Origin of the sequence: Streptomyces hokutonensis, from assembly GCF_042751305.1 — a bacterium.
GTDB lineage: Bacteria > Actinomycetota > Actinomycetes > Streptomycetales > Streptomycetaceae > Streptomyces > Streptomyces hokutonensis_A.
In genome coordinates, this window is the sequence record NZ_JBHYWD010000001.1 from 626797 (window position 1) to 648127 (window position 21331).

Sequence of the window (21331 nt, forward strand, 5' to 3'; positions counted from 1 at the left end):
GGTCGGCTTCGCCGAGTGCCACGGACGTCCGCTCACCGAGGCGAGGGGGGACCGGCCGGGGGGGGGGGGGGGGGGGGACAATAAACAACCCGGGGGGGGGGTGGTGGGGGTTGTCCGCCGCGCCGGGCCCCTCGCCCCCCCCCGCCCCCGGCTCTCGCACACACCCCCCCACCGCCCACCCGCAGCCACCAAGGCGCGGCCTGAGGCTGCGCGCCCCGGTGAAGTTCATGCCGCCGCCGCTACGTCCTCGCGGAGTTCGACTCCGCCTCGGCGGCATCGCGCAGCGCCGACGCCGGCACAACCCGGGGCAGGACCGCTCGCGCGATCAGGCCGTGCGGTGCGGCGTCCTCGAGTTCGAGCCGGGCTTCGCCGGCGGTGAGCAGGGCCTTGGCGATGGCCAGGCCGAGGCCCGAGCCGCTTCTGCCGACGGGCTGTCGTCCGCGCCAGAAGCGGTCGGCCGCCCGGTCTTTGTCACCGCCCGTCATACCGGGGCCCTCGTCCTCGACCTCCACGTACACCCAGGTGTCGTCGGAGCGGGTCCGGATGGTCACCCGGCCGCTCGGCCGGGAGAAACTGATGGCGTTGTCGAGGAGGACGTCCAGCACCTGGTCCAGGGCCCCGGGCAGGCAGACCGCGGCAACCGGACGGCCCTGGACCGCGATGGTGACATCGGCCTCCTCCGCCCGGTCGCTCCAGGCCTGGGCGCGGGACTCCACGACCGAGCGGACCTCGACCGTGATGGTCCCGGAGCCTGCGGCCGAGGCGTTGGCCAGGGCGAGGAGTTCGTCGAGGATCCGGCTGAGGCGGTCCGCCTCGGTGATGGCCACCACCAGGTCCTTCTGCCCCTCCTGCGGGACGACCGTTTCCAGCGCCTCCACCCGGACCCGAAGGGCGGTCAGCGGATTGCGCATCTGGTGGGACGCGTCGGCCACGAAGCTGCGCTGGGCTTCCAGGACCGAGACCAGTCGGTCCGTCATCGCGTTGACGGCTTCGGCCAGGTCGCGCAGTTCGACCGGGCCGCGGTGGGCGGGAGCGCGTACCGAGTACTGGCCCTGGGCGATCTTCCGAACCGTCTCGTGCAGTTTCCGGGCCGGACCGAGGCTCCACCGTACGAGGGGTATGGCCACCAGAGCGGAGGCCAACAGCCCTATCAGGCCTGCTCCCAGGAGCAGTAGGAAGTCTTCCGTCACCTCCGAACGCAGGGACGAGGTGGGCGCGATCGTCGCCACCGCTCCGGCTGGTTTCCCGTGCTGAAGAATCGGCTCCGCCACGAACAGGGGCCGTGCCCTCACGTTGAAGGAGTAGTCCAACGGGACCGTGCTCCGTCCCCCGAGCGCCTTCTCCAGAACGTCCTCCCACTCGTCCTCGTTCACCAGCGTGCCCGGGCGTGTGCTGCGAATCTGCTTTCCCTGGGTGTCGAACAGGAGGACCACGGTGTCGTGGTCGCGGGCGTAGGCGTCGGCTCTGTTGGCCCAGGCCTGTTCCGGCTCCGGATTGTCCGCGTCGGCTGCGGCGGCGGAGGCGAGCACAAAGGTGTCCGAAACCTGGCGGATCACCAGATGGTGATAGGTGTTCATGGCCAGGCTGATGCCAAGAGGAATCTCCGTGGCCAGCAGGAGCAGCGCGGTGAGGGTCAGGTATGTGATCAGCAGACGGCGGCGCACGAAGGATGCCTCCAGACGGGGGTGGTCATCAGGGCCTGGCGGGTGGATCCCCGTGGAGGAACGGGCGAGGTCTGGCGCGTGCGATCACAAGGCGGAGGAGGGAGGCAACGCGAACGGGGTCTCCCTGATCGGGCGAAGCCGAGAGCTTGGGGGAGTTGTCGACTGACGACAACGCCGTGAGTGCCGATGCCAGGGCCCGTGCCGCCACGGAGATCCACACACCACGCTCTAAGCGGCAGGAGGAGTGCCGAGGCGGAATCCGACGCCGCGCGTCGTCTCGATCCACTCGTACGATCCGAGTTTCTGGCGCAGCGCCCCGATGTGGACGTCCAGGGTGCGCGTCGAGCCGAACCAGTTCTCGTCCCACACCCGGGCGATGATGGCTTCCCGGGTGTGGACGGTGTCCGGCTGTTCCATAAGCATTGCGAGCAACTCGAACTCCTTGCGGGTGAGTTGGACCGGCAGTCCGTCGAGGGTGACGTCGCGGCTGCGGAGATCCAGGGAGAGGGGGCCGGCGGTCACGATCTCCTGGGCGGTGGCGCCGCACGACGGGTCGTGTCCTCCCGGGCCAACCCCGCAGCGGCAGGACCGGCGCGTCACCGCCTCCATCCGCGCCCGCAGCTCGTGGACGGAGTACGGCTTGACGACGTAGTCGTCGGCTCCGGCGTGGAGGCCCAGCACCTTGTCGATCTCGTCGGTCCTTGCGGTGAGCACGATGATCGGTACCGAGGTCCGGGCCCGCATCCGTTTGCACACCTCGATACCGTCCAGGTCCGGCAGACCCAGGTCGAGTAGGACCAATTCACAGCCGTCGAGGCTGGCCAGTGCTTTGGCCGCCGTAGGCGCGGACACGATGTCGTGCCCTTGCTGGCGCAGCGCCGCGCACAGTGCATCGGCCACATGCTCGTCGTCCTCGACCAGCAGAACACGCATAATTCCCCCATGAAGGGTCCAATTTCACACTCCACACAGCGGAGTGGACAGTTTCGAGCTTAGTTGAACCCCGGCACGACATACAGAGCTACAGACTTGTCATTCATTTGAACGTCACCTGCAGATCCGATGCATTCCCGGCCGGTAACGTCGTACTCGACCACTGTGCACCGGTTCCGACGATCCCGCCGGAGCTGGAAATGGAATGGTGTCTTCCGTAGCCGCGTTCCCCGACGTGGCCTGTGCGGCAGCGAGCGATCCTCTCCTGGCCGGCCCATCTGATCCTGAGCCGGAGCGTTCGGATCGAGGAGTGAGAGCGATCGGCATCGGAAGGAGCCGCATGCGCCAGCCGACCATCGTGGGAAGCATCGAGATCGCTGCCCGCCCGGCCACGATCTACGGCCTCATCACGGATCTCTCGCGCTGGGACCGGTTCGTCGTCGAGACCCGCGTTCCCGCCCGGGCCGTCCCTGACGGCCTTGCCCCTGGTACGACGTTCCGTGCCTGGAACCGGAACGGCCTGTGGCGCTGGCGCACGACCACCAGAGTGCTGCAGGCAGTGCCGCCCCGAAGCCTGGCCTTCGAGGTCACGTCATTAGGCATGCCTGTGGCCACTTGGCGTTACGACATCGTGCCCACAGCTCGCGGTAGCCGGGTCACCGAGAGCACCCGTGACATGCGCGGCAGGACCATGTGCCTGGTGTCCGTGGCGGCCACCGGGGTGGTCGACCGCATCGCCCACAACCGGCGCAATATCGAACGGACCCTGGCCCGGCTCAAGGCCGAGGCAGAGAAGCCGGCATAGCTTCATCCGGCGTTTCCCTCTTCTCTTTCACGCACCCTGAAACGGTTGTTACTTCCTCACGCCTTCGTTCATGGGATGTCCAGCGCGGATGCCATTCGTGGCGGGGAAGACCTGACATCCAATTGCAGTCCACTTGAACCGTCGTTGTATCACAGGTGTTTAGTGTTGGGAGCGTCGCAGCGGCGAAGGGGAACCTCCTCGCCGCCCCGTATCCAGAAATTCCAGCGATCTGGCCAACCGACGTGAGGGCTCGCGGAAAATGATATATCTGGAACATGAACGCGCAGTTCTTGAAAACCTTCTTCCCGGGCTCGATGGCGCCCTGACCGCTTCCCCATTGCACACCTGGGAATCACCGGACAATCCAGGGTTGAAGGAATTTCGCAAAGCCGGCGGTCCCGCCCTGCTGGTGCCGGTCGAACACGGTGGCAAGGGCGCCGACCTGCTCACCGCGGTGCGTGTGCAGCGCGCGGTGGGCTCGCGGTCCCCGTCCCTGGCGGTCGCCACCACCATGCACCACTTCTCGGTGGCCTCCCTGGTGGAGACCGCGGCCCAGAGCGACGGCATGGAGTGGATGCTGCTGGCGGCGATCGCCAAGGACAACCTGCTGCTCGCCTCCGCCTTCGCCGAGGGCCGCACCGGCCAGGGCATCCTCAACCCCTCGATCACCGCACGGGTCGACGGGGACAAGGTGTGGCTGACCGGCACGAAGAAGCCGTGCAGCCTCTCCAGGTCCATGGACCTGCTCACCGCGTCCGTCGCCCTGCCCGACGCGGACGGAACACCCCGGCTGGCCGTCGCCGTCGTCCCGGCCACCGCACCCGGCCTGGAAGTGCGGCCGTTCTGGAACAGCCCGGTGCTGGGCGGCGCGGAGAGCGACGAGGTCGTGCTGTCCGACGTGGAAGTGCCCGCCGATCTGCTGGTGCGTACCGACGTCACCACCGACGGCGAACTCGACCGCCTCAACACGGTCGGGTTCCTGTGGTTCGAGGCACTCATGACTGCCAGTTACCTTGGCGCCGCCTCGTCCCTGGTGGAGCGCACCCTGGGCAACACCCGGATCGCCCCGGCAACCCGGGCGCATGCGGTCACCGCCGTCGAAGGCGTCGTCCTGATGCTGGAAGGGCTCGCCGCGGGAGCCGCTGCCGGGCCGGTCGACGAAGGGACGCTGGCCCGGGCCCTGGTCTGCCGCTACGCCGCCCAGGACGCCATCAGCCGCGTAATGGAACTGTGCGTCGAGGCACTGGGCGGGATGGCCTTCATCTCCTCCGGTGACATCGCCTACCTGCACTCGGCCTGCCGCGCCCTGGCCTTCCACCCGCCCGCCCGTGCCCGGATGTCCGAGCCGCTGGTCGAGTACTTCGCGGGCAGCCCGCTGCGCATCCCCTCCTGACGGCACGCCTCTACGCACAACCTGCTCTGTCCGGCACGGCGGGCCCAACCGAGGCCAAGCCGTCGGTGGGCACTGCCCCTGTACGGCGTCCTGCCGCACGACCGCCGGCGACGGACCGCGCCGTAATCCCTGTCGACCGACTCCCCGAGGTGCACCATCGTGTCTGCTTCCCGTCCCAACGTCCTACTCACCGGCGCCTCGGGCGTCCTCGGCACCGCCCTGCTGGCCGAGCTCCCCTCCTCCTGCCACGTGACCGCCCTGGTCCACCACTGCCCCTGCCCGGTCGCCGACGACCAGCTCACCGGCGACCTGACCGCCCCCGGCCTCGGTCTGAACCGTGAGACGTACCAGGCCCTGGCCCGCCAGGTGGACGCCGTCGTGCACTGCGCCGCCGTCACCGACTTCACCCGCGGGCCCGAGGCCACCCACGCCACGAACGAGGCCGGCACCCGTGCGGTGGCCGAGTTCGCCGCCGACGCCGGTGCGACGCTCTACCACGTCTCCACCGCGTTCGTCGCCCGGCACGAACTGACCCGCTCCCGGCTGGGCCGTGACACCGGGGAAGCCGCCGCCCGGCCGGAGGACTACCTGGACTCCAAACGCGCCGGCGAGCAGGTCGTGCGCGACTCGGGCATACCGGCGGTGATCATCCGTCCGTCGATCGTCATAGGCGACTCCCGTACGGGGGAGATCTCCGCGTTCCAGGGACTGCACAACATCCTGCAGATGCTGCTGCGCGGTCTCATGCCGCTCGTCCCGCTGCCCGCCACCTCACTCATCGACTTCGTCCCGCAGGACCTGGTGGCCCGAACCATCGCCGCACTGATCGCCGAGGAACGCCGCGACGGCGAGGTCTGGGTGACCGCCGGGCCGCAGGCGCTCCGCGCCGAACAGGTGATGGACGTGGTCGCCGACACCTGCGCCGAACTCGGACTGAACCGGAAGATGCCCCGCTTCGTCGGCACCGACATGGTCGACCGGCTGATCCGGCCGGTCTTCCTGGCCGACGGTCTCCCGGACCGTATGCTGCGCCGCTTCGACGACATGCTCGCCATGACCGCGCTGTTCGCCGACGCACCCACCTTCCCCACCTCGCTCGGCGAACTGCCGGGCGGGCCGCCGCCGGTGACCCGGTCCAGGTCGGACTCCGCGCTGCGCAGCTCGATCCTCTACCTCGCGGAGACCAAGCGGATCGGCGAGGTCACCGCCACCGGCAGCCCGGTCCGGACGGCCCCGGCGGGGGTGCCCGCATGACGCCGGTGACCGCGCCGACCGTACGCGGTACGGCGCCGCAGGAATCGTCGGTGGCCGACGTGCTCGACGCCTACCGGAAGCACCTGGGCCGGGGGAGGGCCCGCCTGGCGTCCATGACCGGCGGCGTGATGGAGATCGCCTCCTACGGCGCCCGGGTCTTCGCCGCGGACGGCAGGGAGTACGTCGACTGCGGCGGCTACGGGGTCTTCCTCCTCGGCCACTGCCACCCCCGGGTCGTCGAGGCCGTGGTCGCCCAGGTCCGCCGCCACCCGCTCGCCTCCCGCCTGCTGCTCGAACCGGTGGCGGCCGCCGCCGCGACGGCGCTCGCCGAGATCACCCCGCCCGGACTGGACTACGTGCACTTCGTCAACTCCGGTGCGGAGGCGACCGAGACGGCCATCAAGCTGGCGCGCGCCCACGGACTGCAGCGACTCATCTCCGCTACGGGCGGCTATCACGGCAAGACCACCGGTGCCCTCGCGCTGACCGCCAAGCCGTTCTACCAGGACCCCTTCCGGCCGTTGCTGCCTGCCGAACACATCCCCTACGGAGATGCCGAAGCCCTGGCCTCCGCTCTGGCCGCCGGGCCCGCGGCCTGTGTCGTGATCGAACCGGTGCAGGGGGAGGGCGGAGTCGTCCTGCCGCCTCCGGGCTACCTCCGCGATGTCCAGCTGCTCTGCGTCCAGTACGGAGCGTTCTTCGTCCTGGACGAGATCCAGACCGGCCTCGGCCGCCTGGGCACTTGGTGGGGCGCGGACACCGAGGACGTACGCCCCGACGTACTCCTGGTCGGCAAGAACCTCAGCGGCGGGGTCATCCCGGTGGCCGCGGCGGTAGCCACCGCCGAGGCGTACGCGCCCTTCGACCGCGACCCGTTCCTGCACACCTCCACCTTCGCCGGCGCCCCCGTAGCCATGGCCGCCGCGCACGCCGCGGTGAGGACCATCGCCGAGGAAGGCCTCGTGGAGCAGGCGCACCTGCTCGGGATCGACCTCATCGACCGGGTCCGCGACACCCTCGCACCGCTGGGTGACGCCGTCGCCGACATACGCGGCAAGGGACTGCTCATCGGCATCGAGATGCGCGACGAGGCACTCGCCGGCGAACTCGTACTGCACCTGCTCGAAGCGGGGCTGCTGGTCAACCACTCCCTCAACGCGCACCGCGTGGTGCGCCTGACCCCGCCGGCGGTGCTCACCCGCTCCGACCTGGACCGGATCTCCGAAGCCTTCACCGCCGCGTCCGCCGCCCTATTGAAGGGACTCCACTGACATGCCCGAGGTCACTCTCGACGTCCACGTGCCCGATACCGCCGCCCCGGAAGTCTTCGGCCTGCTGCGCGACTTCGCCGCCTACCCCAAGTACACCGACGCCATCCGCGAGGTCCGCGTCACCGAGGTCGACGACCGCACCGTGGACTCCCACTGGTCGGCCAACTTCCGTAACGGGGTGCTGTGCTGGTCCGAGCGCGACCGCATCGACCCGGCCGCGCTCACCATCGAATTCACCCAGCTCGACGGCGACTTCGAGACCTTCGAGGGCGGCTGGTACGTCCAGCAGGAAGGGCCCGACACCCGCGCCCGGTTCGCAGCCGCCTTCGACCTCGGTATCCCCAGCCTCGCCTCGCTCATCGACCCCATCGCGTCCCGCACCCTGCTGGACACCATGGCGCTGATCGCGCAGGGGCTGTTCGGGTCCCGCATCACCCTGCACGAGCCGGAGCCCGTCGCGGCCGATGCCGGCGGTCGGCCGTGACCTGGCACACCCCCATCGCCCTGCCGCCGCTCCCCGGCTCCGCCCCCGCAGGTCCCGGCGGACCCTGCGCACAGCCGTCAGCCCAGGCGTTCCGCGACGTCATGGCCCACCTGCCCGCCGGGGTGAGCGTCATCACCACCGACGGAATCCACGGCCCGGCCGGCATGACGGCCAGCGCCGTCTGCTCCCTGTCCCTCGACCCGCCCCTGGTCCTGGTGTGCGTCGACAACAACAGCCGCACCCTGGTCCGTATCCGCGACCACGGCACCTTCGCCGTCAACGTGCTGCGCCAGGACCAGGCGAACCTCGCCAAGGACTTCGCCGACCGCGACACCGACCAGCGCGAGCGCTTCGACGCGGCCTCCTGCCGGCACGAGGCCGACGGGTCACTCGTCCTCGACGGGGCACTGGCCTGGCTCTCCTGCCAGGTCCAGGACACCTATCCCGGCGGCGACCACACGATCCTCACCGGCCGCGTCAACGCTCTCGGATACACCCACAGCCAGCCCCTGATCTGGTACTCACGCCGCTTCCACGCCCTCGCCTGACCGCCACCCGAACCCCAACAGCTCCCCACCCAGGAGGACCCGTGTCGAGGAAACTGACCAACCAGGTCGTCGCCATCACCGGCGGCAGCCGCGGCATCGGCCGCGCAACCGCCGAGGCATTCGTCAAGCAGGGCGCCAAGGTCGCCATCGGCGCCCGCAACCACGACTTCGCGGCCACGGTCGCCGACCAGATCGGCGCCCACGCCTACCCGCTGGACGTGACCGACCCGGCATCCGTCAAACAGTTCTGGAAGACGGTCGAGGCCGACCTCGGCCCCATCGACATCTTCGTCAACAACGCGGGCGAAATGCTGGTCAGCCGCTTCGAGAACGAGAGCGACGAGGCCACCCTCCACCAGATCAACGTCAACCTGCTCGGCACCATCAACGGCATGAAGTCCGCGCTGGGCCCGATGCGCGAACGCGGACACGGCCACATCATCAACATGGTCTCCGCCGTCGGCATGATCGGTCTGCCCGGCTGCGCCACCTACTCGGCCGCCAAGCACGCCGTGGTGGGCCTGTCAGAAGGTGTACGCGCCGAACTGCGCGGCTCCGGCGTGGACCTGTCGATCATCCTGCCCATCCCCGCCCAGACCGAACTGACCTCAGGCGTCAGCAAGGGCCGCTTCGTCCCCCTGCTCACTCCCCAGGACATCGCGGCGGCCGTGCTCCGCACCGCCCGCCGACCCCGCTACAACGTCTACGTCCCCGGCTGGACCAACCCGGTCACCCGCTCCCTGTTCCTGCTGCCCCAGCCCTGGCGCGACGCCATGGGACGGCTCCTGAAGGCCGACCAGCTGCTGCGCACCACCGACTACCAGGCCCGTATCGGCTACGAGGCCCGGCTGGGCCACATCGGGCCGAGGGAGGCGAGTCTGTGAACGCCCCGACCAAGCCGAGCTCCGTCAGCAAGGGTGCCGTCCGGCGGGGCAACGCCCCCTCCGTGACCGGCATTCGGCTCCTTGACAAGATCATCCACGTCAGCCCTGCCACCACCGTCATCATGTTCGCGCCCATCGCCATCGGCGCCACCGTCGTCTCGGTCGGCCGCGGCGGCGGCTGGTCCCTCCTCGGCTGGGGGCTCGCCGGCTACGTCTACTGGACCCTGTCCGAATACTGGGGCCACCGGATCGTCCTGCACTACGAACCCGAGCGCGGTTTCGGCGCCAAGCTGCACTACCTCCTGCACGGTGTCCACCACGAGTACCCGCAGGACGCCCGCCGCTCCATCCTCAGCCCCCTGCTGAGCATCCCCATGGTCGGGTCGGCCTTCTACTTCTCCAGCGGCCTGCTCGGTCTGCCGCTGGTCTTCGGAGCCGGCTACATCGTCGGATACCTCGCCTACGACCTGATCCACCTCTACCTGCACCACGGCAAACCGAAGAACCGCCTGCTGCGCACCCTGCGCGAGTACCACATGCGCCATCACTTCCGCGATGACACCCGGGGTTTCGGTATCAGCGCCCCCTACTGGGACGAACTGTTCGGCACCTCCATCGCCCGCTCGCCCCGGACCGGGCAGTCCGTCGGCGCCGCACCCGGCAGCAGCGCCTGACGCCCGGCCGCCCCCAAGAACCGCGTGGGCGCCCCGCCGTCACCGGGACCACAACCTGTCGTCGGTGCCCGGCCCCGGTGACCGGCGCAGGCGCCCACGCGCACGACAGCGGGCGGCCACCGGCCGCTCCTCCCGACACCCGCCGCCCCGGGCCGAGCTGCCCCCTTCCGAGGACAGGCCATGAACCCTTCCGACACCCTTGCCGCACGCCTCGCGCCCCACCCGCCCCCGCGCCCCCAGCCCCCCTACGAGGACCCCGCGTCGCTCCCTGTCTCCGGCGGGGCAGGCCAGGCCGACCCCGCCGAAGCCGAGGACTTCATCCGGATGCACCACCGCGAACACCCCGACCAGCCGCACTCCCTCCACGCGCGGCTCCAGGAGATACAGCGGCAGATCCGCGACACCGGCACCTACCGCCACAGCTCCGCCGAACTCGCCTTCGGCGCCCGGGTGGCCTGGCGCAACAGCAGCCGCTGCATCGGCCGCCTGTACTGGAACAGCCTCCAGGTCCTGGACCGGCGCGACGCCACCGCCCCCGAGGAGATCCACCAGCACCTCATCACTCATCTCCGCCAGGGCACCAACGGCGGCCGCATCCGCCCGGTGATCTCCGTCTTCGCCCCCGACGTCCCCGGCCGCCCCAGCCCGCGGGTATGGAACGACCAGCTCATCCGCTACGCCGGCTACCGCCAGGAGGACGGCAGCGTCACCGGGGACCCCGCGTACGCCGACTTCACCGAACTGGTCCAGCGGATGGGCTGGAACGCCCCCGGCGGCGCCTTCGACGTCCTGCCCCTGGTCATCAGCACCCACGACACCAAGCCGCAGCTCTTCGACGTCCCCGCCGACGCCGTCCTCGAAGTCCCGCTCAGCCACCCCGAGCACCCTTGGTTCGCCGACCTGGAACTGCGCTGGCACGCGCTGCCGGCCATCTCCAACATGCGGCTGCGCATCGGCGGCCTCGACTACCCGCTCGCCCCCTTCAACGGCTGGTACATGGGCACGGAGATCGGCGCCCGCAACCTGGTCGACGAAGGCCGCTACGACCTGCTGCCGCTCATCGCCACCCGCCTGGGTCTGGACACCGACAGCGAAACCTCCCTGTGGCGCGACCGCGCCCTGGTCGAACTCAACGTGGCCGTCCTGCACTCCTTCAACGAGGCCGGCGCCCGTATCAGCGACCACCACACCGAGTCCCGGCGCTTCCTGACCCACCTGGAGAAGGAACAGCGCGCGGGCAGAACCGTCCCCGCCGACTGGACCTGGATCGTCCCCCCGCTGTCCGGCGGCATCACCCCGGTCTTCCACCGCTACTACGACCAGGCAGACCAGCGCCCCAACTTCTACCTCGACGACCAGGCCCGCGACCTCGGCCGCGGTCAGTGCCCGTACCACGGCGGATGAACCGGACGCCGTCCCACAACAGAGTCACGGCGACACGCGCGCGCCGCTTCGACGGAGGTCCGATCCAGTGACGAGTCAGGTCAGCAGCCCGGCGGCCGAACAGCCGGTCCTTGGTGAGCAGCGCCGTCCGGCCAAGGAGATCCGGCGGCTGGATCGGGTGATCATCCGATTCGCCGGGGACTCCGGAGACGGGATGCAGCTCGCGGGGGACCGGTTCACCTCGGAGGCGGCGTCGTTCGGGAACGATCTGTCGACGCTGCCGAACTTCCCGGCCGAGATCCGGGCCCCCGCAGGCACCCTGCCGGGAGTATCCAGTTTCCAGCTGCACTTCGCCGATCACGACATCCTGACTCCGGGCGACGCCCCCGATGTTCTGGTGGCGATGAACCCGGCCGCACTGAAGGCGAACATCGACGACCTGCCGCGCGGTGCGGAGATCATCGTGAACACCGACGAGTTCACCAAGCGCGCACTGGCCAAGGTCGGTTACCCCGCCAGCCCGCTGGACGACGGCTCGCTCCAGGGCTACGCGGTGCACCCGGTGCCGCTTACGGCCCTGACCGTGGGCGCGTTGAAGGATTTCCCGCTGTCGCGGAAGGAGGCCGAGCGCAGTAGGAACATGTTCGCGCTCGGGCTGCTGTCCTGGATGTACCACCGGCCGACGGAGGGCACCGAGGGCTTCCTGCGGAAGAAGTTCGCGAAGAAGCCGGACATCGCCGAGGCGAACATCGCGGCGTTCAGGGCGGGTTGGAACTTCGGCGAGACCACCGAGGACTTCGCGGTCTCCTACGAGGTGCAGCCGGCCGCGGCGGCCTTTCCGGCGGGCCGGTACCGCAACATCTCGGGGAACCTGGCCCTGTCGTACGGCCTGATCGCCGCGAGCAGGCAGGCAGACCTGCCGCTGTACCTGGGCTCGTACCCGATCACCCCGGCGAGCGACATCCTGCACGAGCTGAGCAGGCACAAGAACTTCGGGGTACGCACGTTCCAGGCCGAGGACGAGATCGCGGGCATCGGCGCAGCGCTCGGCGCGGCCTTCGGCGGCTCGCTCGCGGTGACCACCACCTCCGGTCCCGGCGTCGCGCTGAAGTCGGAGACCATCGGCCTCGCGGTCTCCCTCGAACTGCCGCTCCTGGTGATCGACATCCAGCGCGGCGGCCCGTCCACCGGTCTGCCCACCAAGACCGAACAGGCCGACCTCCTCCAGGCGATGTACGGGCGCAACGGCGAGGCGCCGGTACCGATCGTCGCGCCGCGCACCCCCGCGGACTGTTTCGACGCCGCGGTCGAGGCCGCCCGCATCGCACTCGCCTACCGCACCCCCGTCTTCCTGCTCTCCGACGGCTACCTCGCCAACGGCTCCGAACCCTGGCGGATCCCCGAGGCCGACGAACTCCCGGACCTGCGCGTCCAGTTCGCCACACGGCCGAACCACACTGCTGCCGACGGCACTGAAGCCTTCTGGCCGTACAAGCGGGACCCGCAGACCCTGGCCCGGCCCTGGGCGGTCCCCGGCACACCGGGACTCGAACACCGCATCGGCGGCATCGAGAAGCAGGACGGCACCGGCAACATCTCCTACGACCCGGCCAACCACGACCTGATGGTCCGCACCCGGCAGGCGAAGACCGACGGAATCACCGTCCCCGACATCGCGGTCGACGACCCTTCCGGGCAAGCGCGCACTCTGGTGCTCGGCTGGGGTTCCACGTACGGGCCCATCACCGCGGCCGTCCGGCGCATCAGGCGTGCCGGCGGCGCCGTCGCGCAGGCGCATCTGCGCCACCTCAACCCCTTCCCGGGAAATCTCGGCGAAGTGCTGCGCTCCTACGACCGCGTCGTCGTCCCGGAGATGAACCTCGGCCAGCTCGCCCAACTGCTGCGGGCCAGGTACTTGGTCGACGTGCGTTCGTACACGCAGGTCTCCGGCCTGCCGTTCAAGGCCGAGCAGCTCGCCCGCGCCATCACCGCCGTGCAGGAGGAGAGCGCAGATGTCTGAGGCACCCGTCGTCGACCACCCGACGCAGGGGATCACGGCACTCTCCCTGGTCCCGAAGGCCGACGCGAAGCAGTCGATGAAGGACTTCAAGTCGGACCAGGAAGTGCGCTGGTGCCCCGGCTGCGGCGACTACGCGATCCTCGCCGCGGTACAGGGCTTCATGCCCGAACTCGGCCTGGCCCGCGAGAACATCGTCTTCATCTCCGGCATCGGCTGCTCTTCCCGCTTCCCGTACTACATGAACACCTACGGGATGCACTCCATCCACGGCCGCGCCCCCGCCATCGCCACCGGCCTGTCCACCTCGCGCCGCGACCTGAGCGTCTGGGTGGTCACCGGCGACGGCGACGCGCTGTCCATCGGCGGCAACCACCTGATCCACGCTCTGCGCCGCAACGTCAACCTCAAGATCCTGCTCTTCAACAACCGGATCTACGGCCTGACGAAGGGCCAGTACTCACCGACCTCGGAGGTCGGGAAGATCACCAAGTCGACGCCGATGGGTTCGCTGGACGCCCCCTTCAACCCCGTGTCGCTGGCGATCGGCGCGGAGGCGTCCTTCGTGGCCCGCACGATCGACTCGGACCGCAAGCACTTGACGGAGGTCCTCCGCCAGGCGGCCGCCCACCCCGGTACCGCGCTGGTCGAGATCTACCAGAACTGCAACATCTTCAACGACGGCGCCTTCGACGCACTCAAGGACCAACAGTCCGCCCAGGAAGCCCTCATCCGCCTGGAACACGGGCAGCCGATCCGCTTCGGGGTCGACGGTTCGCGCGGTGTCGTACGCGACCCGGCCACCGGCGACCTGCGGGTGGTCGATGTCACCGAGGCCAACCAGTCGGACATCGTGGTCCACGACGCGCACGCGGCCAGCCCCACCAACGCCTTCGCGCTGTCCCGCCTCGCCGACCCCGACACTCTGCACCACACCCCGATCGGCGTACTGCGCGACATCGACCGCCCGGTCTACGACGCCGACATGGCCGACCAGCTCGAACGAGCCGTCGAACAACAGGGCAAGGGCGACCTCGGCGCACTCCTCACCGGAAACGACACCTGGACCGTCACCGGGCCGGCACGCAGATAAAGCCACTGTGGCGCAGATGCGTTGCCGGCCGACAACAAGAGGAATGCACTGTGCATCCGAAAACAGACCGCAAGTTGAATTCCAGCGAATTCGCCGATCTGCGACGCACCGTCGCCATTCGCTCCGAGACCCGGAGAAACCTCGTCCTCGATCCGGGATACGCGACGCCGATGCCGCGTGAGGTGAGCATGCAGCTCACCTATCGGTGCAATCTGCGATGCGACCACTGCTACCAGTGGAGCGATCAGGGTTTCTTCCACGACTTCAGCAAGGAGAAGCAACGCACCGAGCTGGACGTGGACGTGATCGACCGGGTGCTGCAGGCCACCGAGGAGACGCGGGCCAAGGTCTTCCTCTGGGGCGGCGAGCCGCTGATGCACACCCGCTTCGCGGAGATCTCGGAGCTGCTGGCGCGGACCCCGCGCACCATCAACATGTGCACCAACGGCCTGATGCTGGAGCGCAATCTGCCCCACCTGCTGCCGCTCGGGCCAGGCCTGAATCTGCTGGTGAGCCTGGACGGCCTGGGCGGCGACCACGAGGCGCTCCGCGGACGCGGCACCTTCCCGCGCACGATCCGCAACATCAAGACGATGCTCGACCTTCAGCGCTCAGGAGAATTCCAGGGAGAGATCTCGATCTCCTGCATGGTGAGCGACCAAACCGTGGGCGGCATGTACGAGTTCATGGAGTGGGCCGAGGAACTCGGCGTCAACTCCGTCTACTTCCAGTTCCCCTGGTACATCAGCCCGCCTGTGGCCCAGTCCATGGACGAACTGTACGAGAAGTCCTTCAAATGGCTCGACCAGCCGTCCCCCGGCGCGAAACCGACCTGGCACTCCTACACCTACCGCCTGAACCCCGACCTCATCGAGACACTGCGCCGGTCCATGGCCAAGCTCGCCGAACGGACATGGCGGGTGCGCATCCGCTACCAGCCGCAGCTGGAACCCGACGAGGTCGCCGACTTCGTCCTGGGAACGCCGCAGCCGGCGCAGCAGCGCAGCCGCTGTCTGGCGGTGTCCAACCGGCTGGAGGTTCACGCCGACGGCAAGGTCAGCTCCTGCAAGTTCTTCCCCGAGTTCGTCATCGGGGACCTCTACGCGAACAGCGTTTCCGAGGTCTGGCAGGGCGAACCGTTCCGCCGGGTGCGAGAGGTACTCAGCGGCACCGGACTGATGCCCGTCTGCTCCAAGTGCATCCTTCTCTATCTGAACGGAGTGTGACCAGGTGAACGGTTATGGATCGGGTGCCTCGGTCCAGGAGCGGGTCAAGGCCGTCCTGGGCGGGATCCTCGGACAGGATCTGGTGGCCGATATCACCGACGACACCGGAATCGTCAACGACCTCGGGCTCGACTCGATCCAGATGATCACGTTCCTGCTCCGCATCGAGGACGAATTCGACCTGGAACTCGACTTCGAGAGCCTGGAGCTCGTACAGCTCGACTCGGTACGGCAGTTCTGCGAATTCGTGACGGCCGACGCGCGCCAGCAGCATCAGCGTCGGCCGATATGAGCGAGAGCAAGCTGATCCGGCTCGGCACGTTCGACGCCGAGCGCAGCTGGCGTCCGAGCGGGCTGGCCACGCTCCCCAATGTCCGCAGCCCGGGCGGCGACCGGGTGGTCGCTGCCATGGATGAGTTGCTCGCCGTACTGTGCGGCCCCGATGACCTGCTGATTACCGGGTCAGCCCTGCCGGACTCGTTCATCGGCGCCCTGGCCGGAGCCGGCATCGCGCTGCGGTACCGGGCAGTGCCGCCCGCCGTTACCGACGACGACGACACGCACCTGACGGTCGAGCAGCGGCTGCTGCACGCGCCGCCCGGAGACCTGGCCGGCTACGGCCTGGCGCCCTACGCCGTCCTGCCGGAGACCGCACCCCTGATCCGCGCCTGTGGTCTGCGGGCGGATCTGCCCGGTGTCGACGTGGTGCGCCGGGTCTCCTCGAAGACGTGGTCGAACGCGCTCGTACGGACGATGGGACTCCGCGGCGCCGGCACGGTGGCCAGGTCGGTACCGGAACTACTGGCGCAGGTGAAACAACTTGGCACCGCTGCGGCAGTGATCAAGGACCCCTACGGTGTGGCCGGTCGCGGCACCATCGCGGTGTCATCACCACGGATGCTGGCCACCGTCGCCCGGGTCCTTCAACGGCAGGTGGACCGGGGCGCGGCCGTCGAGCTGCTCGTGCAGCCCCACTACGACCGGGCCGCCGACTTCTCGGCGCAGATCCACGTCACCGGGGACGGCGAGATCCGCTGGGGCGGCATCAGGCTCATGCAGAACGAGGAGTTCTCCTACATCGGATCACGTCCCATCCCGGCAGCTTTGGAACAGCACCTCGCCCAGGCCCGCTACCGGGAGTTGATCAACGGCGTCGGTGCGGCCCTGGCCGCCGAGGGGTACCACGGTCCGGTCTGCGTCGACTCGATGCTCCTGCGCGACGGTTCCCTCGTCCCGGTTCTCGAAATCAACCCCCGGGTCTCGATGGGCCTGATCAGCCTGGCCCTTGAGCGGCGGCTGGCCGGCCCGGGCACGACGGCCCGGATGTCCGTCCGTACGGTGCGCCTGCCCGAACCGTCCACGGCCTTCCGTGTCTTCGATCAACTGACGACCGTCCTGGACGAACGTGGCGCACTGCTCCGGGCGGACCGTCCAGGGCTGCTCCCGCTGACAGCCGGAACACTGCGGCCGCCGCGAGGCCGTCTTTTCTACGCCGTGGTGGCCCGCAGCCAAGAAGAGGACCGACTGCTGGACGAGACCATGGGCGAGGCCCTGGACCTGATGGGCCGACAGCCCACCGAGGTGTCACATGCCCCATGAAATCGGGCTGCTCGGCGCAACCGGGATCGCGGAACGGGCCATCGTGCGGCCCTCGGCCGGGCGGCCCGGCGTACGGGTGCGGGCAGTCGCCGCCAGTACCGCCGACCGGGCCGAGACCTTCCGCGCGGCCCACGGGATCCCCGTCGCCCACCGCAACTACCGGGCATTGCTCGCCGACCCGGGCATCGACACCGTCTATGTGTCGCTGCACAACTCGGCTCACGCCCAGTGGGCTGCCGAGGCCGCCCGTGCGGGCAAGCACGTGATCGTGGAGAAGCCGCTGTGCCTCGGACGCCACGAGTTGCACACGCTGCGGACCGCTGCGGTGGTCGGCGGTGTCCACGTCATTGAGGCAGTCATGACCGCCCATCACCCCTGGCAGGCCGTGATCCGAGCCCTGATCGCATCGCGGGAACTGGGCGAACTGACCGGGATCCGCTCCCGGATCGCCTTCGACGTCCCGGCCGGCTCCAGCTACCGCTTCGTGCCCGAGCTGGGCGGCGGCGCGTTTCTCGACACTGCGAGCTACTGGCTGCAGGCCGTACAGGCCACGGTCGGTCTCGCCGAGGCCATCGCGGGCGGCCACTCCGGCTTCAGCGGTCCGGGCGGTGTGGACCTGGACTTCACGGCCACGCTGACCTGGCCGTCCGGTCTGCGCGCCACACTTGACGCCGCCCTGGCCGAGCAGCATTGCGCGAAGCACGAGTTCATCTTCACCGGCGGCCGGGTACGGCTGAACAACTTCCTGCGACCGGCTGCCGGACCGTTCCCCGTCAATCTGGTCATCGCCCCTCAGGACGGCCGACCCCGGGTCGAGTCCTTCGCACCGTCCGTCTACTACGACGATCAGCTCTCCCGGATCCTCCGCACACTGGACCAGCCAGGCGCTGTGGGTTGCTCGGATGCCGCCGCCGAGCGGATCGCCGTCATGGAGGACGTCTACCTCGATGCCCTCAGCGGAAGGCCCGGACGATGACCGGAGCCGTCGGAACACCCATCAACGCGGGCCCATCTATCCGTGCGCGCAAAGGACCGCTGCGCAGGATCACCGGCGCTTTGGCCGCAGCAGGCGCCGCGGGTGCGATCTGCTGGTGGGCACTGCGCGGAGTCGACCGGACAGCTCTGGCCCGAGCCCTCCACGAAACCCACCCAGGGTTGATCGCTCTGGTGACCCTGGGCTACACCGTGGCGTTCTACGCCCTGGACACCACCGGGTTCACACTGGTCTACCGCCGCCATCTCGCCCCTCATGTGCCCATCCGTGACGTAGTGACGATCGTGTGCGGCAAACAGCTTCTCGGGCTGATCTTCCCGCCTCTCACCAAGCTGATCGCCCCGGTGTACTTTCACCGCCACTGGCGGGTGGGGATGGCACGGACCCTTGGAGCCACCGAGATCCTGACCATCGCCGACGCCGCCGCGGTGATCGCATTCGTATTGGCCGGCGCGGCGCTCGGCAGTACCGGACTGTCCGCAGACGTCGTGCTGCTGGGCATCAGCGCGTGCCCGGCACTGGCTCTCCTCCTGTTCTGGGCCTGGCTGCCGGCGGCACGTCGGGTCTTCCCCCGGATACGCGGCAGTGAGTTCCTTGCCGCCTTCATCCGTAGCAGCCCCGCCCAGATGACGATGCAACTGGCGCTGCGGCTCGCCCTGGCGCTGGCAATGATCGCCGCCTGGTGGCTGTTGCTGCTCGACTCGGGCCACCGCCTCGGCCCGGGACACCTCGCGCAGTTCGGCGCGTTGTTCCTCCTCGCCACCCAACTGCCCGTCTCCGTCGGGGGGTTCGGCGGTCCGCAAGGAGTCTGTGTCCTGCTGCTCACCGACACGTGGAAGCTGCTGCCCCGCTCCGACGCGGTCGCCCTGAGCCTGCTGTGGTCCACCGCCTACCTGCTCTCCCGGGCCTTGATCAGCGCGTTCTTCGCGGCTTCCATGATCCGGTTGCTGCGGTCCGGCACCGGCCACACAACCAAGGAGTGAGTGCCGTGCACAATCGGACCAGGCAAGCGGTGAGCGGCGAGGAGCTGTCCGAAGCGGTGAGCGACGGCTTCGGCCAATGCACCGCCGTCCTGGCGACCCGCGAACTCACCGACGGGATGTTCAACGCCGTATGGCTGCTTGAGCTGGACCGCGTCGGCGCGGTGGTGCTGAAGGTCGCGCCGCCCCCGGACATGCCACTGCTCACCTACGAGCACCACATCATGCGGACCGAGGCGCTCTTCCTCCAACTGGCCGCGAACACCGCACCAATACCCGCGCTGCACCACGCCGGATTCGACCGTATCCGCATCGGCCGCGACTTCCTGGTCACCTCCGCTCTGCGAGGGACGTCGTGGCATCGCGCGCGCAAGGAGCTGACCGGCCCGGTGCGCCGCCGACTGCGGCACGAGCTCGGCCAACTGGTGGCCGGTCTGCGCCGGATCCACGGGCCCGCCTTCGGCTACCCGCAGCCGGAGACCGGACTGCACGGGAACAGGTGGGCCGAGGTCTTCCTCACGATGCTCGACGCGGTACTCGCCGACGCCGAACGCTTCGAGGTGTCCGTGCCCGTGCCACCCGGCCACGTCCGCGAGCTCGCCGCCGCGCAGATCCCGGCCCTGGACGAGGTCATCACACGGACGCTGGTCCACTTCGACCTCTGGGAGGGAAACATCGTGCTGGACACCGGCTCGGCAGGACCGCGCATCGAAGGACTCGTCGACGCCGAGCGGGCCTTCTGGGGTGACCCGCACGCCGACTTCGTCTCACTGGCCCTGTTCGACGACATCGAGAAGGACGCCGCGTTCGTGGCCGGCTACCAAGAGGCCGTAGGGCAGGTCGACTTCACACCTCGGCTGCGCCGGCGCCTCACCCTCTACCAGGCCTACTTGTACCTGATCATGATCGTCGAGGCGGTGCCCCGCGGCTACGCGGGTCCCCGGCATCTCGTCACCCAGCGCTTCTGCCGCCACAAACTCAAGGACGCGCTGCCTACCCTGGCCCTCGCCACCGGGGCCGATCGATGATCGCCGTGCTCACCTCGGGCGTGGCACTGGGAGTGCACGTACCGGGACTGCTGCTGGCCCGCCGGCTCACCGAGTGCGGCCAACCGGTCCGCGTCGACGTGCTCGAGCGGTTCCTACCGCAGGACAGGCGCAGCCGGATACCCGCGTCCAAGCACGCCTTTCACCGCGACTTCCGATTGGCACTGGCCGGACAGCGGCTGTCGAACCAGAACTCCGCGGGCCTGGACGAGGAAGCCGTCCGGGCGCTGCTCGCCGAGTGGACGGCCGCAGAGGTGGACCTGCTCGTGGTGCTCTCCGGATTCTGGCTGCCCACCGCCCGGTGGTACGCAGCACAGCGCCCCGGCGTCCGGGTCCATGCCTGCCACGTCGACTCGGTCGCGTCGCCCTCGTTCACGTCTGCCGCGTCGTCGGACACGGGAGCAGACGGGACGCGGACAGGCTGCCGGCGAGTCTGGCTGCTGGAGGAACACGCGGGTGCGATCGCCCGGACCATCCCGGTGAGCCTGGCCGAACCGGTCGGCTGGGCGCACCGGGAACCCCGCTTCCTGGTCCATGGAGGTGGCTGGGGCATGGGGACATACGCGGCCCGTGCCCGCGAACTCGCCGATTGCGGGCTGGCGTTGGACATCATCGCGTACGAGCGCGGAGACATCCCCGGCGCCGGAGCCCAGTCCCGCGCCCCTGACTGCCGGTATTTCATGATCGACCCGAGCTGGCACCCCTGGCACGACGACGGATTCCCGCCGTTCGGCCAGGTGCGGTCCGACGGCACGGCCGACTTCCGGCGATCCGTGGCGCACCACGATTCCTTCCACCTGGCCCGCAGCGCCTTGGCGATGATCAGCAAGCCCGGCGGCGGCACCCTGATGGACTCACTGGCCGCAGCGACCCCCGTCGTCCTGCTTGAGCCTTTCGGAGCACACGAGGCGCACAACGCCCGCCTGTGGGAGCGACTCGGCTTCGGGATCCCGTACGCCGCCTGGCAGCGGAGCGGGCGGTCCCCAGCGCTCCTCGAAGGCATGCACCACCGCCTGCTCGACGCCCGAGCCCGCGCCACGAGCTACCCGGACTCCCTGATCAAGGAGAGCGCACGATGAGATG

20 protein-coding genes are annotated in these 21331 nt (G+C 69.3%); 18 read left to right on the top strand and 2 right to left on the bottom strand.

Annotated elements, in window-relative coordinates:
- Positions 1-239: 239 nt before the first annotated feature.
- Complete coding sequence (locus ACFXC1_RS02845; protein WP_381237854.1) at positions 240-1664, bottom strand: sensor histidine kinase; 1425 nt, start codon at positions 1662-1664, stop codon at positions 240-242.
- A gap of 228 nt (positions 1665-1892) precedes the next feature.
- Positions 1893-2597 carry a response regulator transcription factor gene (locus ACFXC1_RS02850; RefSeq protein ID WP_381237856.1) on the bottom strand — a complete coding sequence of 235 codons (705 nt, stop codon included), beginning with the start codon at positions 2595-2597 and terminating at the stop codon, positions 1893-1895.
- Between the two features lie 340 nt (positions 2598-2937).
- On the opposite strand from ACFXC1_RS02850, the gene ACFXC1_RS02855 reads away from it, so the two are divergent.
- From ACFXC1_RS02855 to ACFXC1_RS02940, 18 genes are all read left to right on the top strand, one after another.
- The gene (locus tag ACFXC1_RS02855; protein WP_381237860.1) at positions 2938-3402 is read left to right on the top strand and encodes an SRPBCC family protein; all 465 of its coding nucleotides are present in this window, start codon (positions 2938-2940) and stop codon (positions 3400-3402) included.
- A 370-nt stretch (positions 3403-3772) separates the two neighbouring features.
- Positions 3773-4795: an acyl-CoA dehydrogenase gene (locus ACFXC1_RS02860; RefSeq protein ID WP_381237863.1), complete on the top strand. Its 1023-nt coding sequence runs from the start codon at positions 3773-3775 to the stop codon at positions 4793-4795.
- A 159-nt stretch (positions 4796-4954) separates the two neighbouring features.
- Positions 4955-6049: an SDR family oxidoreductase gene (locus ACFXC1_RS02865; protein ID WP_381237866.1), complete on the top strand. Its 1095-nt coding sequence runs from the start codon at positions 4955-4957 to the stop codon at positions 6047-6049.
- Positions 6046-7320 carry an aspartate aminotransferase family protein gene (locus ACFXC1_RS02870; RefSeq protein ID WP_381237869.1) on the top strand — a complete coding sequence of 425 codons (1275 nt, stop codon included), beginning with the start codon at positions 6046-6048 and terminating at the stop codon, positions 7318-7320. The genes ACFXC1_RS02865 and ACFXC1_RS02870 overlap by 4 nt, the downstream gene beginning before the upstream one ends.
- A 1-nt stretch (position 7321) precedes the next feature.
- Entirely contained in the window at positions 7322-7804 is a 483-nt protein-coding gene (locus tag ACFXC1_RS02875; protein WP_328747277.1) for a type II toxin-antitoxin system RatA family toxin, read from the top strand.
- A complete protein-coding gene (locus tag ACFXC1_RS02880; RefSeq protein WP_381237873.1) occupies positions 7801-8352 on the top strand; it encodes a flavin reductase family protein in 552 nt (183 codons plus the stop codon). The genes ACFXC1_RS02875 and ACFXC1_RS02880 overlap by 4 nt, the downstream gene beginning before the upstream one ends.
- A 41-nt stretch (positions 8353-8393) precedes the next feature.
- Positions 8394-9236, top strand: a complete 843-nt coding sequence (locus tag ACFXC1_RS02885) for an SDR family oxidoreductase (RefSeq protein ID WP_381237876.1) — start codon at positions 8394-8396, stop codon at positions 9234-9236.
- Positions 9233-9910 (top strand): sterol desaturase family protein, encoded by a 678-nt coding sequence (locus tag ACFXC1_RS02890; RefSeq protein WP_381237879.1) that lies wholly within the window; start codon positions 9233-9235, stop codon positions 9908-9910. The genes ACFXC1_RS02885 and ACFXC1_RS02890 overlap by 4 nt, the downstream gene beginning before the upstream one ends.
- A gap of 180 nt (positions 9911-10090) precedes the next feature.
- Entirely contained in the window at positions 10091-11314 is a 1224-nt protein-coding gene (locus ACFXC1_RS02895) for a nitric oxide synthase oxygenase (RefSeq protein WP_381237883.1), read from the top strand.
- A gap of 67 nt (positions 11315-11381) precedes the next feature.
- Complete coding sequence (locus ACFXC1_RS02900) at positions 11382-13313, top strand: 2-oxoacid:acceptor oxidoreductase subunit alpha (protein WP_381237886.1); 1932 nt, start codon at positions 11382-11384, stop codon at positions 13311-13313.
- A complete protein-coding gene (locus ACFXC1_RS02905) occupies positions 13306-14403 on the top strand; it encodes a 2-oxoacid:ferredoxin oxidoreductase subunit beta (protein WP_381237889.1) in 1098 nt (365 codons plus the stop codon). Before ACFXC1_RS02900 ends, ACFXC1_RS02905 begins: the two co-directional genes overlap by 8 nt.
- Positions 14404-14477: 74 nt before the next feature.
- Entirely contained in the window at positions 14478-15629 is a 1152-nt protein-coding gene (locus ACFXC1_RS02910) for a radical SAM protein (RefSeq protein ID WP_381237892.1), read from the top strand.
- Between the two features lie 4 nt (positions 15630-15633).
- Positions 15634-15921, top strand: coding sequence for an acyl carrier protein (locus ACFXC1_RS02915; protein WP_381237895.1), 288 nt, complete (start codon positions 15634-15636; stop codon positions 15919-15921).
- Complete coding sequence (locus tag ACFXC1_RS02920; protein WP_381237898.1) at positions 15918-17228, top strand: ATP-grasp domain-containing protein; 1311 nt, start codon at positions 15918-15920, stop codon at positions 17226-17228. The genes ACFXC1_RS02915 and ACFXC1_RS02920 overlap by 4 nt, the downstream gene beginning before the upstream one ends.
- A complete protein-coding gene (locus ACFXC1_RS02925; RefSeq protein WP_381237900.1) occupies positions 17218-18204 on the top strand; it encodes a Gfo/Idh/MocA family protein in 987 nt (328 codons plus the stop codon). The genes ACFXC1_RS02920 and ACFXC1_RS02925 overlap by 11 nt, the downstream gene beginning before the upstream one ends.
- 80 nt (positions 18205-18284) lie before the next feature.
- Positions 18285-19205: a lysylphosphatidylglycerol synthase domain-containing protein gene (locus tag ACFXC1_RS02930; protein ID WP_381237903.1), complete on the top strand. Its 921-nt coding sequence runs from the start codon at positions 18285-18287 to the stop codon at positions 19203-19205.
- A gap of 5 nt (positions 19206-19210) precedes the next feature.
- Positions 19211-20230, top strand: a complete 1020-nt coding sequence (locus ACFXC1_RS02935) for a phosphotransferase family protein (RefSeq protein ID WP_381237905.1) — start codon at positions 19211-19213, stop codon at positions 20228-20230.
- Positions 20227-21327, top strand: a complete 1101-nt coding sequence (locus tag ACFXC1_RS02940) for a hypothetical protein (RefSeq protein WP_381237908.1) — start codon at positions 20227-20229, stop codon at positions 21325-21327. Before ACFXC1_RS02935 ends, ACFXC1_RS02940 begins: the two co-directional genes overlap by 4 nt.
- Positions 21328-21331 lie beyond the last annotated feature (4 nt).

Coding starts and splice junctions, on each gene's coding strand:
- ACFXC1_RS02850 (WP_381237856.1), bottom strand. CDS start 2,597: ATGCGTGTTCTGCTGGTCGAGGACGACGAGCATGTGGCCGATGCACTG.
- ACFXC1_RS02855 (WP_381237860.1), top strand. CDS start 2,938: ATGCGCCAGCCGACCATCGTGGGAAGCATCGAGATCGCTGCCCGCCCG.
- ACFXC1_RS02870 (WP_381237869.1), top strand. CDS start 6,046: ATGACGCCGGTGACCGCGCCGACCGTACGCGGTACGGCGCCGCAGGAA.
- ACFXC1_RS02875 (WP_328747277.1), top strand. CDS start 7,322: ATGCCCGAGGTCACTCTCGACGTCCACGTGCCCGATACCGCCGCCCCG.
- ACFXC1_RS02895 (WP_381237883.1), top strand. CDS start 10,091: ATGAACCCTTCCGACACCCTTGCCGCACGCCTCGCGCCCCACCCGCCC.
- ACFXC1_RS02905 (WP_381237889.1), top strand. CDS start 13,306: ATGTCTGAGGCACCCGTCGTCGACCACCCGACGCAGGGGATCACGGCA.
- ACFXC1_RS02920 (WP_381237898.1), top strand. CDS start 15,918: ATGAGCGAGAGCAAGCTGATCCGGCTCGGCACGTTCGACGCCGAGCGC.
- ACFXC1_RS02925 (WP_381237900.1), top strand. CDS start 17,218: ATGCCCCATGAAATCGGGCTGCTCGGCGCAACCGGGATCGCGGAACGG.
- ACFXC1_RS02940 (WP_381237908.1), top strand. CDS start 20,227: ATGATCGCCGTGCTCACCTCGGGCGTGGCACTGGGAGTGCACGTACCG.